We start from the raw sequence: 14,917 nt of genomic DNA on the forward strand, positions 1-14,917 counted from the left end.
CTTCTAAAACTCTAAAATAATTTTTTACTATATTTGACATAGATATTGGTTTGTTTGGCGACATCAAGATACTGAATTTCAGTATCTTGACCAATATCTAATCAATTTATTTTACTTCAAATAATTACACCCAACGGGTTATACATAATAATCTTATGTGTTGTTTTTATATTTCCTTAAAACTTAATCATTTCTTACCTTTGCAAAAATTATTTTACATGCATTCATTTTATAAATTACAGATTAAGGAAGTAAAACACGAGACTCCTAATGCCATTTCTGTTGCTTTCAATATACCTGCCGAATTAAAAGCTGCATACCAATTCACGGCGGGTCAATACGTAAACCTAAAACTAACTTTAGACGGACAGGAAATTCGTCGTGCCTATTCAATTTGTTCTTCACCTAATAGTGGCGAATTGCGAATTGCGATAAAATCTGTTAGAGAAGGTCATTTTTCAAAATTTGCGAATGAAAATTTAAAGGTTGGGGATATTTTGGAAGTTGGTCAACCGGAAGGAAAATTTACTTTCGAGCCATCGTTTTCTAACTTGAAAAACTATGCCGGTTTTGTTGCAGGTAGTGGCATTACGCCGGTTGTGTCTATCCTGAAATCGGTTTTGGAAAGCGAACCAAAAAGTACTTTTGTTTTGGTTTATGGCAACAAAACTCCGGATGAAACTATTTTTTACAATGAGTTACACGAGCTGCAACTCAAATATGTTGGGCGCTTTTTTGTTCATTACGTTTTTAGCCAAGCTAAAGCCGATGGTGAGCTTTTTGGACGCATTGAGAAGTCGACCGTTAATTTTGTTTTGAATAATAAACACAAGGAAAAAGAGTTTGATAAATTCTATTTATGTGGTCCGGAAGCCATGATTAATTTGGTTTCTGATGTTTTGGCAACCCACAATATTCTTGAGGAAAATATCAAATTCGAATTGTTTTCTACATCTACAACGAACGATAATCCAAGTGCTGAGACGCATACCGGACACACCAAAATTACCGTGATGGTTGATGATGAAGAAACTATTTTTGAAATGTCGCAAAAGCAAACGGTTCTCGAAGCCGCTTTGAAACAGGGAATTGATGCGCCTTATTCCTGTCAGGGTGGAATTTGTAGTTCCTGCCTGGCGCGAATTACTAACGGAACAGCCGAAATGAAAAAGAATACTATTTTAACTGATAGTGAAATTGCCGAAGGATTGATCTTAACGTGTCAGGCACATCCCACTTCTGCAGCCATTTATGTTGATTATGATGATGTATAATTAGAGCAAGAAGCAAGAGAAAAGAATATAGATTTCTTCTTTCAGCGAAGCGGTCTTGCTTCATACAGCAGATCGGTCTTGGCTCTAATTTTTTCAACAATAGCTTCAACAGGAATTGTTCGCATAGCCTCTTCATAACCTTTAACTTTCTTATTCCCATAAACCGATGTCGGCAATTGCGGAAACTTCTCTCTGTCGGAAACCAAACAGTTTTCCAACGGTTGATTGAATGGTGCAAATCCCGCAAAAGGATGCGTTGCGCCCCAAAGCGTAATCACTTTTAACCCAAGCATTGCGGCAATGTGTGCATTCCCAGAATCCATAGAAAGCATTACATCAAGGTTAGAGATTAAATCCAATTCTTGTGGAAGTTTGAGTTTCCCGGCAACGTTAATGACGTTATCTTTTCCTAAAGCAAACAAATTCAGGATTTCACTTTCCTTGTTTCCTCCGCCAAAAAGAAAGATATTATTATTTGAATCTGATGACAATTCATCAATCACTTTCTGCATCAAATCCTGCGGATAAACCTTACTGTCGTATTGGGCAAATGGCGCGATTCCTATCCACTTGTGATTTGCTTTTTCGCCTGAAATTTCTAAAATTTCTTTTGATAAATCCGCTTTTTGAGGAAACTGTGGATTAGATAAATCGAGTTTAAAACCCAGTTTTTTAAACGTTTCAACATGCCTTTCAATCATTGTTTTGGTTGGCTTGAAGACTTTATTTTGGGCTCGGGTTAAAGCTCTTTTTTCTGCTCTGCCTTTATCCGTAAAAGCTACTTTTTTTCCGCTTAAGGCAAATAAGTTTCGGATAATTTGTGAACGCAACACATTGTGCAAATCGGCAACAGCATCAATGTTTAATTTCTTTAAATCGGAATATAATTTCAATAAGCCCAGGAAACCTTTGTGTCTTTCTTTAACATCAACTGCAAAGAAATTCACATTTTCAATTCCGTCAAAAAAAGGTTTGAAAAACGGTCGGGAAACAACCGTGATTTTCACACTTGTCCCGACGCTTCGGGATTGTTCAACAAATGCTCTAATAACAGGAACTGTCATCGCGACATCGCCCATGGCAGATAATCGGATGACAGCTATATGTTCGATTGGTTTTGACAAAAGATTGCCGGTTTATTTTTTATTTTGGTACAAAACCGGATTCAAATCATCATCGTTGTACATTTTCATTTGCTTGTACACTTTCATAAATTTGTCGCCATTTTCAATATCGGTCAATAAATCATCAATTGCTGTTGACAAATCGGTTCTTTGTTCCAATAAGACATTTAATTTTAACTGGCATTTATCTCGGTGTTCTTGTGAAGCTTCAGCACGATTGGCTTCTTCTGTCATATGGAAAATCTTTAATGCTAAAATGGATAGTCTGTCAATCGTCCAGGCTGGACTTTCGGAGTTTATTTTAGCGATATCTTTTACTTTAACATTGCTGTATTTTTGAAGAAAATAGCTGTCGATATATTCAACCATATCGGTTCGCTCCTGGTTGGAAGCATCGATTCTTCTTTTCAAAACCAAAGCAGCAACCGGATCAATGTTTGGGTCACGAATAATGTCTTCAAAATGCCATTGAACTGTATCAATCCAATTCTTAAAATACAACAAATGTTCTATCTTCTCTTTTGGATACGGATTGTTAACCGGTTGGTCTACGTTGTCATGAACATGATAATCCCTGATGCTTTGTTCAAATATAGAATAGGCTAATTTTGAAAACATAATTTTAAATTTTATTTATTTAACTTCGTTCGGTTCCCGCTTTGGCGGTTCGGGTTATAAATTCGACTAAAGTCTCGGGGGCAAAGATAGTTTTTTATACTTTTACCTAAACATACAAATTCCACATTCATGCAACTTCATAATATTTCGGAAAACAATAGTATCCTCAATCATTTTTTAGCCCAAATTCGCGATGTCAACATTCAAAAAGACAGCATGCGTTTCAGGAAAAACATTGAACGAATAGGTGAAATAATGGCGTATGAATTGAGTAAAACTTTAGAATACAAAGCTATTGATGTTCAAACTCCGTTAGGCATTAAACACACCACAACCATTGCCGACAATGTAGTTTTGTGTTCCATACTTCGGGCCGGATTGGCATTACATATGGGTTTTATGAATATTTTTGACAATGCGGAAAATGGCTTTGTTTCTGCCTATCGCCATCATTATAAAAACGATGATGATTTTGAGATTTTGGTTGAATACCAGGCTGCACCTTCTTTTGAAAATAAAAACCTCATTATGATTGACCCGATGCTTGCCACAGGCCATTCGATGGTGGCGGTTTTAAACAAGTTACATTTGGAACAAAAACCAAAAGAAATCCATATTGCGGTTGTAATTGCGGCACCCGAAGGTATTGAATACCTGAAGCAAAATCTTCCGGATAGCTGCCATCTTTGGATAGCTGCGATAGATGAAAAACTAAACGAGAAAAACTACATCGTGCCTGGCCTTGGCGACGCCGGAGATTTGGCGTATGGAAGCAAATTATAGCTGAGAAAAATAGCTAAAAAAACATCCCAAAATAATTAATAACAATACGATTTCCTGATACATTTTGTTTTGGGAAGATTCAATGTTTATGGTACACATTACTGCTAATGGCATAAAAGTAAAAATCAACATGTCATTGTTTTTCTCAGGCGAAATCAGAAATATTGTTACTCCGATTATAACTCCGAAAATCATTTTTTTATAAGAAGCTTGTAAAATCAAAGGTTTGTTGGTCAGGGAAAAAATCAATGATGACAGAAAATATAAGGCAATAACAACAAAAAATGAAAGAGCAATATTTTGATAATTATTGCTAAAATAATCCAATTCAAAATTAGTTTGGGTTTGATTTAAAATGTGGGTTATCCATGTTTGATCAAATGCTAAAGCACCAACCATAAATATAATCGCGGTTGCAAAAAAAGCTAAAAATGGCAAAAGCCAGTTCCTGTAATCTCTTGAAACGTGAAAAATAATGGAGATATATACCAATAAAATAAAGAGAATGCACCAAAAATGAAATAAGCTGGCTATGAAAATCCACATCGAAGCATCGAAAATCTTTTCTTTTGGCGCTTTTAACGTTTGCAGTGAAATCATTCTTCGGATAGCCAGGAGAAGAAAAAAATTGGCAAACAATAAATTAGAATTATTAAAAACAGCCGGAAAAATGAGCAGAAACAATAAGAAAAATAAAATAGTATAACTGCTATTTCTCGTAAGGTTGTTCTTTTTTACCGTAAAGTTTACCAGGAAAAAGGAAGCCAATAATAGCAAAACAAGAGCTGCCGTTTTATAAAATCCATTGGAAAAAATCGTTGTAAGCAAATCACTTGATTGATACATAAAAAAGAAAAGAAGCAGCAGAACGACCACCAAAGCATTATTAAGCAATGTAGATTTTTTAAAAACGCTTGTTATCATAAGGATATTTTATACATTTGTGCTGTAAATATAACATTTTATAAAATGAGAGCATTTTTTGAAGGTATTCAATCTTTATTTGTAGATTTTTTATTCAAACCACTTGATTTTTTGCGTTCTTTAGAGTTAAGCAGTTGGTGGTTGGCTAACCTTGTTAGCTGGATTATGATAATAATTTGTGGATATTACATTGTTTACTGGTGTAAACAATTAACCATCCACCGCGCTAACAATGAAGAAAACCAGGATACCACGGCCCATTCTTTCTTAAAGTAAGTCGAATCCAATATCTTTTCTAAAATACATCTTATCAAAATGCAGCTTGACTATATTTTGGTAAGATTTTTTTATGGCTTCTTGGAAGTCATCGCCAAACGAAGTGATTGCTAAAACTCTTCCGCCATTGGTTATTACTTTCCCATTTTCTATTGTTGTTCCTGCATGGAAAACAAGAGAATTTTCAATATTGTCCAGTCCTGAAATTTCGTAGCCTTTTCCATAATCTTCAGGATAACCACCGGAAACTATCATAACTGTGGTAGCGCTTCTTTCATCAATTTCCAACGACATTTCATCTAATTTCTCATTGCTTACAGCCTGAAATAATTCCACTAAATCAGATTTTATTCTCGGAATTACAACTTCCGTTTCGGGATCACCCATTCTAACGTTGTATTCAATTACTATTGGTTCCCCATTAACAATGATTAATCCAATAAAAACAAAACCTTTATATTCAATTCCGTCTTTCTGTAAACCCTGAATGGTTGGTTTTACAATTCGGGTTTCAATTTTTTCCAACAAAACAGCATCTGCAAATGGAACTGGAGAAATTGCTCCCATACCACCGGTATTTAAACCCGTGTCTCCTTCACCAATTCGTTTATAATCTTTAGCCGTTGGCAGAATTTTGTAATTTTTACCGTCTGTCAATACAAAACAACTTAATTCAATTCCGTCCAGAAATTCTTCAATAACTACTTTGCCACTTGCATTGCCAAATTTTGCATGAACCAACATATTTCGTAATTCTGTTTTCGCTTCTTCTAAATCGTGAAGAATTAAGACGCCCTTTCCGGCGGCTAAACCATCCGCTTTTAATACATAGGGCGGGTGTAGGGTTTCTAAAAATTCGCATCCTTTTTCAATAGTTGCTGCCGTAAAACTATCATACGCTGCGGTTGGGATTTCATGTTTTACCAAAAATTCTTTGGCAAACTCTTTACTTCCTTCCAATTGAGCGCCAACTTTTGATGGTCCAATAACCGAAATATGATGTAATGCAGAATCATTTTTAAAGAAATCATAAATTCCTGACACTAATGGATCTTCAGGGCCAACGACAACCATTTCAACTTTTTCCACAATGGCAAATGATTTTAAAGCCGTAAAATCGGTCGGAGTGATGGAAATGTTAGTTGCTATTGCGGATGTTCCGGCGTTTCCTGGCGCTACAAAAAGTGTTGAACATTTTGAACTTTGAAGGATTTTATATGCTAAAGCATGTTCTCTTCCGCCGGAGCCAAGTAGTAAGATGACCATCTTTTTAATTTTGATTGCAAAAATAACCTTTTCTCTATTAAAGATTTAATAAAATTTAAGTTGGTTAAAATAAAAATGTTATTTTTGTTTTCAATTATTTAAAACTAAAAACTATGAAAAAATTATTACTTACTTTTTCTTTAATTGCTTTAACCTCAACAATAAACGCTCAGTGGATTTCTCAGGAAACGGGCTTTCCTGACGCGAGCAGAGGTCTAAGCCAAATTAGCATTATCGATGCTAATACTGTATGGGCATTAGCCTACGATGGTTCTGGTCTTGGTGCTAATATTCAAGAATTTACAAGAACAACTGATGGCGGAACTACTTGGACTCCGGGAATTATAGATGTGGGAAATACGGTTTGGGAAATAAATAATATATCTCCTGTTAGCGCAGAAATTGCCTGGGTTTCGGCTATAAACAATATCTCCGGGGACGCAAATAATGGTGTTGGTTATATTTATAAAACTGCCGATCACGGTATGAACTGGACGCAACAATGTGCAACATGTTTTCAAACTGCTGGTTCGTCTTTCTTAAATGGGGTTTACTTTTTTAATAATCTTGTTGGTGTTGCCTATGGTGATCCTGTAGGTAGTGAATTTGAAATTTGGAGAACTACAAATGGTGGTACTAACTGGACTCAGGTGCCAGGTGCCAGCATAACAAATCCGTTAAGTGGAGAATATGGGTATAATAGTACGCCAATTGCTGCAGGAGGTACATTATGGTTCCCAACAAATAAAGGAAGATTATACAGAACCACTGACCAAGGAGCTACTTGGACAGCTGCTCAAGCGCCATTGACTGATTTTGGTGCTGCTTTACCGGCAAATAGTGGAAGTGCAATTTTTAGTAGTGCTACCAATGGTTATTTATTAAAAACATCGGGAACCGTTGCTACTCCTGTTTATACTTACTATACTACTACAAACGGTGGAGCTCTTTGGTCTGCAGGAACAACTTTTACAGGTACTCGTAGAATTCTTAATTACATTCCCGGAACTACAAATATCGTTGCTACTTCCCAAGCTGCACCCGTTGGGACATCTATTAGTACAAATAACGGGGGGGCCTGGACTGATCTTGAACCAACTGGGACAACTCAAAGAGGAGCCTCAGCATTTTTAACGGCATCTGTTGGTTGGAGTGCCGGTTTTAGTGATGGTGATCCACTTGGTTCGGCGGGTATTTTTAAATTATCTGGTCCTTTAGCAACGCCAGGTTTTGGAAACGCTGCTAAATATAAAGTATACCCTAATCCTGCTACTTCAGTAGTAACCATTTCTACTCCGGATGTTGATACTGCAAATTTATCAGTAACTGATTTATCAGGTAAAGTAGTGATGACTAAATCATTAAACGGAATTGAAAATACGGTAGATATTTCTAACCTTTCTACTGGTGCTTATTTCTTCGAAGTAAGTTCTAACAACAAAAAAGAAGTGGTAAAGATTCTTAAAAATTAATTCCAAATAAAATAGTATTTTTAAGGGCTGACATTTGTTAGCCCTTTTTTTATTGTCTTATGTTCAATTTTTTCAATTTATCGCTGCGGTTAAATGGTTTTCCTATAAAGGAAGCGTCTGCCGAATTGAAAAAGATTATGACTATTTCAGAAATTGATTATGGCAATTATAGCAATCAAAAGAAAAAGGAAATTGTTGATTATCATTTGCGACACAACAAATCATATCAAAATTTTGTTGGAAAAACATCTGTTGACCATTGGGATGAACTTCCCATAATGACTAAAAAAGATTTTCAAAAACCCCTCGCAGAAAGACTTTCGGAAGGATTTACTCCAGCAACCGTCTACGTAAACAAAACCTCAGGTTCTAGTGGCGATCCTTTTATTTTCGCAAAGGATAAATTTTGCCATGCCTTAACCTGGGCAAATAACATTCGTTGTTTTAGCTGGTTTGGAATTGATTTTAATTCATCGTTGCAAGCACGTTTTTATGGAATCCCATTAGATTTCATTGGCAACAAAAAAGAGCGCCTTAAAGACTTGCTGAGCAATCGTTATCGCTTCACTATTTTCGATTTGTCGGATGAAGTTTTGGAAAAAGTATTACTGAAGTTTGAAAAGAAAAAATTTGATTATATCAATGGATATACTTCTTCCATAGTTTTATTTGCTAAATTTTTACAAAAGAAAAATGTTGTTTTAACAACAGTGTGCCCAACATTGAAATGTTGCATCGTAACTTCTGAAATGCTTTTTGATGATGATAAAATTTTGCTTGAAAAACAATTTGGTGTTCCGGTTATCAATGAATATGGAGCTTCTGAACTCGATTTGATAGCGTTTCAAAATGCTGCTGGTGAATTACAAGTAAATTCAGAGACGTTATTTGTGGAAATTTTAGACAATAGTAACAATGTTTTGCCATTTGGAAAAGAAGGAAGAATTGTGATAACTTCATTATACAATAAAGCACATCCTTTTATCAGATATGATATTGGCGATGTTGGAATTTTAGACGAAAAAAGTACCACAAAGAAACCTATTCTTAAGAAGTTAATTGGCCGAACCAATGATGTGGCGGTTTTACCAAGCGGGAAAAAATCACCAGGATTGACCTTTTATTATGTTACAAAAAGCATCATTGAAGACGATGGTAATGTGAAGGAATTTGTGATTAAGCAAACAAAAATCGACACTTTTAACATTGAATATGTAAGTGAATTTGAGTTAACCGAAATTCAGATTCAACAAATTGAAAAAGCCATTACAACTTATTTAGAAAATGGTCTGACTTTTTTATTTGTCAGAAAAGATAAACTAGAACGTAGCAAAAGCGGAAAATTAAAGCAATTTGTTTCATTAGTTAAATAAAACAATTTATATTTTCTTACTATATCTTGGTTTAATAATAAGTTGTGTGAAAATAAATAGCATAATACAACCAAATGAAGCAAAATAATTCATTTTATGGAACTTATGGTAAACATTGAAATTGAACTTTAACAAATCCATTTTTGAAGACGAAATCGAATTATTCCTTATTCTGTAATAGGCCAGAACTTCGGGCACAGGTTGGGCAGCTTTTATTTTTTTTACAATGGTAAGCCACAACATCCAGTCCTGTCTTTTCCTTATTTGATTTATAGGGATTTTTCCAAGAATTTCCGCATTATAAATTACTGTAGAATTCCCAATGTAGTTACAAAAAAACAATTTTTTATAGGTCGTAAGGCCCGGTGCTTCTTTTCGTATATTTAAATCAATTCCTGCATCATCAATACATTCATAGAAACTAAAAGTAAATAGTAAATTGTTTTCTTTCATGAAATTCAATTGCCTTTCAAGTTTATTTGGCTTCCATAAATCATCCGAGTCCAGAAAAGAAATGTAAGATCCTTTGGATTTATCAACGCCATGGTTTCTTGCTACACCTGTGCCTTCATTTTTTGTTAAAGAATATAGCTTGATTCTAGCATCTGATTTAATTTCATTATTGATAATCTCAACCGTTTTATCGGTTGAAAAATCATCAATTATAATCAATTCCCAGTTTGAGTAGGTTTGTTTTTGAACCGATTGAATTGTAGCAGAAATGAATTTTTCAGAATTATACGTTGGTGTTATTATTGATACCAAGCTATCCATTTTAATAAGCTTTATCTTCTCCCCTAAAGATATTAAATACCGTTTGGAAAATGATTTTAATGTCCATGATTAACGACCAGTTTTCTATATAAAAAACATCAAGTTTTATACGGTTTACCATATCTTCTTCGGTTTCAATTTCTCCTCTGAACCCTTTCACCTGAGCCAAACCTGTAATTCCTGGCTTTACATAATGACGAACCATATATTTCTTTATTTTACTGGCGTAAGCTTTGTTTTGTGACCATAAGTGTGGCCTTGGTCCCACAACTGACATATCGCCAAGCAATACATTAAAAAACTGTGGCAATTCGTCCATACTTGTTTTTCTCATAAATTTGCCCATTCTAGTAACCCTTGGGTCATTTTTTGAGGCTTCCTGTTCGGTAAATCCGTTTACCTGCATGGAACGAAATTTATAACAGAAAAATTCCTCTTCATCCATTCCTGGTCTGCCTTGCATAAAAAATACCGGCCCTTTTGACTCCAGTTTTATTAATAAAGCCAATAAGGGAATAAGCCAGGAAAGTAGAAATATAATCACTAACAACGAAAAGCAAATATCAAAGCCTCTTTTTAGACCTTTTATGAACGGGTGATGAAGTTGTGTTTTTTGAAGCGAAAGAACAGGAAACAATTCATAGTAATCTATTTTAAGATTTTTGGAATAAATCTCTTTTGTATCCGGGATAAATTTTATCGCTTTTTTATTATCATCGGCAAACTCAACTAATTCCTTTAATTTTTCATTTGAGATTTCATTTAATGAGCAATAGATTTCGTCTACTTTGTTGTCAATCACAAATTGCTCTAAATCTTCTATTTTTCCTTTAACTTCCGGATTTTGCTTTTTATCTGAAAAGTACCCTAAGAATCTATAACCATAATCTTTTCTGGTTTCAAATACTTCTTTTAGTCTTATTGCTTCTGGTGTAAATCCAATTATAACAGCATTTCTAAAATTGCTTCCTGTTACAATTCTGTATTTTTTCAAGTAGAAAAACCAAAAATATTTGAAAGTTACAATAACGAGAAAACTTACGGTCATAAAAATTGCAATTGCTTTTCCGCTAAAGATTGTAGTTTTAGCAAAAGGGAAAAAAGCAATAACAACCAATAAAAAAACACTAAATTGTTTAACTAATTTAGTGACGATTTCTACCGGCGTTGTAAACCTGTAGACCTCATAATATTTTACAAGTACGGCGATAACAATCCAGGTGAAAGTTTGATACAACAAATAGTAAAACTGATTAAGATTCAGTTCTTTAAAGGAATATAAGCTCAATGAAGTGATAATGGCCAAATCGAAAAGTATATTTATCGGCCTTATATATTTTGAGTATCTACCTGTTTGTTGTGCAACCATATACTTCTAATGAATATATCCTTTAAAGTCTTTGTGTTCTTCTTTTAAAAGTTCTTCAGACGAAAGTGATTTGAAATATTCGTAGGTCAGTTTCATTCCTTCTTCTCGTGAAACTTTGGCTTCCCAACCTAAAATATTTTTGGCACGTGTGGTATCGGGCTGTCGTTGCATGGGGTCATTGATAGGCAGTGGATGGTAAACAACTTTTTGATTGGTACCTGTCAATTTTATAATTTCATCGGCAAAGTCCTTAATTGTAATTTCGTTCGGGTTTCCAATGTTAACTGGTTGTTCATAATCAGAATGAAGTAGTCTGAAAATTCCCTCTACCTGATCGGTAACATAACAAAACGAACGGGTTTGACTTCCATCTCCAAAAATGGTTAAGTCTTCGCCACGCAATGCCTGGCCAATAAATGCGGGAATAACACGTCCATCATTTAATCGCATCCTTGGTCCATAAGTGTTGAATATCCGAACGATCCGGGTTTCTACACCGTGAAAAGTGTGGTAAGCCATTGTGATTGATTCCTGAAAACGCTTAGCTTCATCATAAACACCTCTTGGTCCAATGGTATTTACATTACCATAATACTCTTCAGTTTGCGGATGAACCAATGGATCTCCATAAATTTCAGAAGTGGATGCAATAAGGATTCGGGCTTTTTTTACCCTAGCCAATCCTAAAAGATTGTGAGTTCCGAGAGAACCAACTTTTAAAGTCTGTATTGGGATTTTCAAATAATCTATTGGACTTGCAGGCGATGCAAAATGAAGAATATAGTCCAAATTTCCAGGCACATGAACAAACTTGGTTACATCGTGATGATAAAACTCAAAGTTTTTGAGTTTGAATAAGTGTTCAATATTTTTTAAATCTCCGGTAATCAAGTTATCCATTCCGATAACAAAATATCCTTCCGCAATAAAACGATCACAAAGATGCGAACCTAAAAACCCCGCAGCACCCGTAATTAATATTCTTTTCATATAATTTTTTCGGATTTGGAATTATTCTGTATAATTCCTGAATTAAAAAGGCAGTATAATAAAGTAAAAAACACAACACCTCTTTGTCTCCATAAAAATGATTCGGTCAAAAATAAACTTATCATTAGAACTGCGAAAGTAAAATGAACAAAATCTTTTGATTTAATTGCATTTTTAATGTTAGCTATCAACATAATTAACAACAATATTAAGCCAAAAATACCTAATTCAGAAAAATTTTGGATATATTGATTGTGAAAATTTTTTGATTGATAACCGCTGTCTGAATCATTTTTTTCTCCCATATAGAGATTGTAATGAATGGCTTTTTCTTTAATTTTTGGATAGGATGCGTTCAATCCAAAGCCTGTTAAGAATACCTTGTTTTCATTGATTAACTCAATAAAAATTCGCAATTGATATACCCTAAATGCCGTTCCGTTGAAGTAATCATTCGGCGTAAATGTTGGATTTGACCAAGCTTCTTTCAAACTCACATAATGAACGCCTGATGGAATACCTTCAACGACATTGGCACTTAAGCTTTTGTCTGTATTGGTTTGAAATTCGACTTTAAATCTGTCTTTTATCCTTCCTATTGAAAAGATTATTCCTAATAACAATCCAAAAATAATTAAGTTTCTAAGCCTTAATTTATGGGCAGTTTTAGAAAAAAAGAAAATGTTTATCAGCAAAAGAAATAAAACAACGAGTATGATGTTTTTGGAAGATAAAAGTAATATAAATCCAAAAAGCAAAACCGAAAGTAAGGTATCGGTTTTTGATTTTATTTCTTTGGTAAAAAAATAAAAGAAAGCAACCGCAACAAAAACTGACATGTGTATGGCATTCAGCAATTTTGGTACCAGTCCGAAGTCTTTGTCGTTTTCACCATGATAAAAGAACATTCTTGCATCTCCAATTATTAAATAGCGAATTATGGCTCTTACTGAATAATATAAGACAAATGCAACGATGACATAACTATAATATTCAATAATCTTTCTTTTTTGCTCCGAAGTATTTGTTTTAAAAATCAGAAAACCAAGAGGAATTAAAAGCAACGGTACTTCCTTTGACAAAGCGGAAAGTGTTGCTTTTGAATCTATGGACCAGAAATAGGAGATTACCATTAAAACGTAGAGCAGAATAGGAAAAATCAACTCTTTTTGAAGTTTGAAGTGTTCCCTTTTTAAAGAGATAAAAGCAACTAACAAAAATATTCCCAAAGAAACATTGTTTATCGCAAAACTAAAAGGAATGGTAAAAAGGACTAAAAGTATTGGAATAAAAGAACTGTTACTTTTGTTTTCTTTTATTAGATTTTGAATAACATTCTTCGAAAAGTTGTAAATATTCCCCATTTATTTTTTCCCAATTAAATTCATTCACAATCGAATCAAAATTGTTTTGAACTAATTGCAAGTTATCATTTTTTTTGATTGTATTCAGAATATTTTTTACTTCAAGTGCACTCGAGAAATAGTGGCTGTTTTCCTTTAAAATTCCTTTGTTGAAATCATTGTTATGTGCAATTACTAAGGCTCTGGAGGCCATCGCTTCCAGTAAGGATGGATTGGTTCCGCCAACAGAATGCCCATGAAAATACAAATTAGAAAAATAACGAAGATTATTCAAATGTTCGAGGTTATAGATTCCTCCCACGAATCGAATATTCTCGTGGCCTTTGAATTTATTTTTTAAATACTCCCCATATTTAGTCATGTGCTTTCCAATGACCAAAATTGGTGTCTTATCTTCATTCAAGGCTACTCCTTCAAGAACCATATCCATATTGTTTTCGGGTTCAAAGCGTGCCATAATCATATTGTAGTTTCCTTTTTCTACATTATATTCCTTTAAAAATTCTTCATTTGGAGAGGAAAAAGGATAGGCTCCATAAGCGATATAGGTAGATTCTTTTTTATATTTTTTTTCAAGAAACTTTTGAATCCCTAGTGAATCTGAAACCAAAAAGTCACTATTAATTGCCGCCAGTCTCTCAGCAAACTTTAAAAATTGTTGCACAGGTTTAGAGTATTTTGTTCTTTTCCACTCTAATCCGTCCATATTAGTAATAATGATTGATTTTTTAGGCAGTAAAAAATGCCAAACCGAATTGCTCGTATATCCCAATTGTAAAATGATATCGAAATCTCTTTTGCGTGAATCTATAATGCAATTGAAATCATAAACGAATTGCCCAAAGGTTCCAAATTTGTATTCAGGATCATATTGATGAATAATATTTACCCCGTTAAAATTCTGATTCTGAAAAGGATGATCGTGTGAGTTATAGCAATACACTTCGTGCCCTTGTTTGGCAAGATATACTGAAAAAAATTCAGCAAACTGCTCAAATCCCCCATAATAATTGGGCACACCACGAGTTCCTAGTATGGCTACTTTCATTGAAATCTAAACTTAGTGTGCAAAAATAACTTTTTTAGTAGTTTAAAAAAATTATTGCCGGTGTACTTTGATTTCTTTTTTATACTCTCTTCAAAAATCGCAATAAAGTTTGATAAAAGTATTTCTATAATAAACCATATACAACAAAAATGAAGTGTTGAAATTCTTTGATTATGAAATTTTCGGAGAAATGAAAAACGCGCAATATTTGGATAAAAACGGATTTTTTGTTGGTAATCACCAAGTTCCGTTAACCGAAGAA

General features: G+C 34.1%; 14 protein-coding genes. 5 read left to right on the plus strand and 9 right to left on the minus strand.

Features of this window, described 5'->3' with window-relative positions; all coding sequences use genetic code 11:
• Positions 1-218: 218 nt before the first annotated feature.
• Positions 219-1,274: a ferredoxin--NADP reductase gene (locus tag Q0Q99_RS03890; RefSeq protein WP_293891733.1), complete on the plus strand. Its 1,056-nt coding sequence runs from the start codon at positions 219-221 to the stop codon at positions 1,272-1,274.
• A gap of 41 nt (positions 1,275-1,315) precedes the next feature.
• Here Q0Q99_RS03890 and Q0Q99_RS03895 read toward each other — a convergent pair whose 3' ends face one another.
• Positions 1,316-2,353 (minus strand): glycosyltransferase family 9 protein, encoded by a 1,038-nt coding sequence (locus tag Q0Q99_RS03895; protein WP_293892175.1) that lies wholly within the window; start codon positions 2,351-2,353, stop codon positions 1,316-1,318.
• Between the two features lie 57 nt (positions 2,354-2,410).
• On the minus strand, positions 2,411-3,016 hold the full coding sequence (locus tag Q0Q99_RS03900; RefSeq protein ID WP_293891736.1) for a DUF4254 domain-containing protein: 606 nt from the start codon (positions 3,014-3,016) through the stop codon (positions 2,411-2,413).
• Positions 3,017-3,145: 129 nt separating this feature from the next.
• On the opposite strand from Q0Q99_RS03900, the gene upp reads away from it, so the two are divergent.
• The gene (upp, locus tag Q0Q99_RS03905; protein ID WP_293891739.1) at positions 3,146-3,799 is read left to right on the plus strand and encodes a uracil phosphoribosyltransferase; all 654 of its coding nucleotides are present in this window, start codon (positions 3,146-3,148) and stop codon (positions 3,797-3,799) included.
• Here the strand turns inward: upp and Q0Q99_RS03910 are convergent.
• Complete coding sequence (locus Q0Q99_RS03910) at positions 3,794-4,723, minus strand: DUF6427 family protein (protein ID WP_293891742.1); 930 nt, start codon at positions 4,721-4,723, stop codon at positions 3,794-3,796. The two genes, upp and Q0Q99_RS03910, sit on opposite strands and share 6 nt — an antisense overlap.
• Before the next feature lie 45 nt (positions 4,724-4,768).
• On the opposite strand from Q0Q99_RS03910, the gene Q0Q99_RS03915 reads away from it, so the two are divergent.
• Positions 4,769-4,999 (plus strand): uracil phosphoribosyltransferase, encoded by a 231-nt coding sequence (locus Q0Q99_RS03915; RefSeq protein WP_293891745.1) that lies wholly within the window; start codon positions 4,769-4,771, stop codon positions 4,997-4,999.
• On the opposite strand, the gene purD is transcribed toward Q0Q99_RS03915, so the two are convergent.
• On the minus strand, positions 4,991-6,265 hold the full coding sequence (purD, locus tag Q0Q99_RS03920; RefSeq protein WP_293891748.1) for a phosphoribosylamine--glycine ligase: 1,275 nt from the start codon (positions 6,263-6,265) through the stop codon (positions 4,991-4,993). The two genes, Q0Q99_RS03915 and purD, sit on opposite strands and share 9 nt — an antisense overlap.
• A 113-nt stretch (positions 6,266-6,378) precedes the next feature.
• On the opposite strand from purD, the gene Q0Q99_RS03925 reads away from it, so the two are divergent.
• On the plus strand, positions 6,379-7,737 hold the full coding sequence (locus tag Q0Q99_RS03925; RefSeq protein WP_293891751.1) for a T9SS type A sorting domain-containing protein: 1,359 nt from the start codon (positions 6,379-6,381) through the stop codon (positions 7,735-7,737).
• 59 nt (positions 7,738-7,796) lie between these two features.
• Positions 7,797-9,110: a phenylacetate--CoA ligase family protein gene (locus tag Q0Q99_RS03930; RefSeq protein ID WP_293891754.1), complete on the plus strand. Its 1,314-nt coding sequence runs from the start codon at positions 7,797-7,799 to the stop codon at positions 9,108-9,110.
• 6 nt (positions 9,111-9,116) lie between these two features.
• Here the strand turns inward: Q0Q99_RS03930 and Q0Q99_RS03935 are convergent, their stop codons facing one another.
• From Q0Q99_RS03935 to Q0Q99_RS03955, 5 genes are read right to left on the minus strand one after another with little or no spacing between them, the layout of a single operon-like run.
• Positions 9,117-9,884, minus strand: a complete 768-nt coding sequence (locus tag Q0Q99_RS03935) for a glycosyltransferase family 2 protein (protein ID WP_293891757.1) — start codon at positions 9,882-9,884, stop codon at positions 9,117-9,119.
• 1 nt (position 9,885) lies between these two features.
• Positions 9,886-11,253 (minus strand): undecaprenyl-phosphate glucose phosphotransferase, encoded by a 1,368-nt coding sequence (locus Q0Q99_RS03940; RefSeq protein WP_293891760.1) that lies wholly within the window; start codon positions 11,251-11,253, stop codon positions 9,886-9,888.
• Positions 11,254-11,259: 6 nt separating this feature from the next.
• A complete protein-coding gene (locus Q0Q99_RS03945) occupies positions 11,260-12,243 on the minus strand; it encodes a UDP-glucuronic acid decarboxylase family protein (RefSeq protein WP_293891763.1) in 984 nt (327 codons plus the stop codon).
• The gene (locus Q0Q99_RS03950; protein ID WP_293891766.1) at positions 12,240-13,607 is read right to left on the minus strand and encodes an O-antigen ligase family protein; all 1,368 of its coding nucleotides are present in this window, start codon (positions 13,605-13,607) and stop codon (positions 12,240-12,242) included. The genes Q0Q99_RS03945 and Q0Q99_RS03950 overlap by 4 nt, the downstream gene beginning before the upstream one ends.
• Complete coding sequence (locus tag Q0Q99_RS03955; RefSeq protein WP_293891769.1) at positions 13,543-14,655, minus strand: DUF1972 domain-containing protein; 1,113 nt, start codon at positions 14,653-14,655, stop codon at positions 13,543-13,545. The genes Q0Q99_RS03950 and Q0Q99_RS03955 overlap by 65 nt, the downstream gene beginning before the upstream one ends.
• Positions 14,656-14,917 lie beyond the last annotated feature (262 nt).

Origin of the sequence: Flavobacterium sp. (assembly GCF_025352425.1) — a bacterium.
GTDB lineage: Bacteria > Bacteroidota > Bacteroidia > Flavobacteriales > Flavobacteriaceae > Flavobacterium.

What these genes read in the sequence shown, in the direction of transcription:
- purD (WP_293891748.1), bottom strand. Translation starts at nt 6,265, where the DNA reads ATGGTCATCTTACTACTTGGCTCCGGCGGAAGAGAACATGCTTTAGCA.
- Q0Q99_RS03945 (WP_293891763.1), bottom strand. Translation starts at nt 12,243, where the DNA reads ATGAAAAGAATATTAATTACGGGTGCTGCGGGGTTTTTAGGTTCGCAT.
- Q0Q99_RS03950 (WP_293891766.1), bottom strand. Translation starts at nt 13,607, where the DNA reads ATGGGGAATATTTACAACTTTTCGAAGAATGTTATTCAAAATCTAATA.
- Q0Q99_RS03925 (WP_293891751.1), top strand. Translation starts at nt 6,379, where the DNA reads ATGAAAAAATTATTACTTACTTTTTCTTTAATTGCTTTAACCTCAACA.
- Q0Q99_RS03890 (WP_293891733.1), top strand. Translation starts at nt 219, where the DNA reads ATGCATTCATTTTATAAATTACAGATTAAGGAAGTAAAACACGAGACT.
- Q0Q99_RS03955 (WP_293891769.1), bottom strand. Translation starts at nt 14,655, where the DNA reads ATGAAAGTAGCCATACTAGGAACTCGTGGTGTGCCCAATTATTATGGG.
- Q0Q99_RS03895 (WP_293892175.1), bottom strand. Translation starts at nt 2,353, where the DNA reads ATGGGCGATGTCGCGATGACAGTTCCTGTTATTAGAGCATTTGTTGAA.
- Q0Q99_RS03935 (WP_293891757.1), bottom strand. Translation starts at nt 9,884, where the DNA reads ATGGATAGCTTGGTATCAATAATAACACCAACGTATAATTCTGAAAAA.
- Q0Q99_RS03915 (WP_293891745.1), top strand. Translation starts at nt 4,769, where the DNA reads ATGAGAGCATTTTTTGAAGGTATTCAATCTTTATTTGTAGATTTTTTA.
- Q0Q99_RS03900 (WP_293891736.1), bottom strand. Translation starts at nt 3,016, where the DNA reads ATGTTTTCAAAATTAGCCTATTCTATATTTGAACAAAGCATCAGGGAT.
- Q0Q99_RS03910 (WP_293891742.1), bottom strand. Translation starts at nt 4,723, where the DNA reads ATGATAACAAGCGTTTTTAAAAAATCTACATTGCTTAATAATGCTTTG.
- Q0Q99_RS03940 (WP_293891760.1), bottom strand. Translation starts at nt 11,253, where the DNA reads ATGGTTGCACAACAAACAGGTAGATACTCAAAATATATAAGGCCGATA.
- Q0Q99_RS03930 (WP_293891754.1), top strand. Translation starts at nt 7,797, where the DNA reads ATGTTCAATTTTTTCAATTTATCGCTGCGGTTAAATGGTTTTCCTATA.
- upp (WP_293891739.1), top strand. Translation starts at nt 3,146, where the DNA reads ATGCAACTTCATAATATTTCGGAAAACAATAGTATCCTCAATCATTTT.